General features: G+C 64.7%; 1 pseudogene. It reads right to left on the bottom strand.

Features of this window, described 5'->3' with window-relative positions:
* Nucleotides 1–331, bottom strand: a pseudogene (locus CTR53_RS01615) (ATP-dependent acyl-CoA ligase); the annotation flags it as partial.

Below are 331 nucleotides of genomic sequence, written 5' to 3' on the forward strand. Positions count from 1 at the left end.
CTTCTGGGTGCCGGTGGTCGGCAGGCTGTCGACGAACAGCAGCCAGCCGGGTGCCTTGAAATACGCCAGGCGGTCGAAGCACCAGCCGAAGAGCTGGTCGGCCATCTCCGCTGTACCCGTGTGACCATCCATCAGCACGATGCAGGCCATCACCTCTTCCTCGCGCAACTCATCCGGTGCGGCCAGTACGGCGACCTGCGCCACGGCGTCATGCGCCTGCAGGCAGGCTTCGATCTCGGCCGCCGCGATATTCTCGCCCGAGCGGCGGATGATGTTTTTCATGCGGTCGACGAAATACAGCATGCCGCTGTCGGACTGCCGCACCACGTCG

Source organism: Ferrovibrio sp. (assembly GCF_002796975.1).
Classification (GTDB): domain Bacteria; phylum Pseudomonadota; class Alphaproteobacteria; order Ferrovibrionales; family Ferrovibrionaceae; genus Ferrovibrio.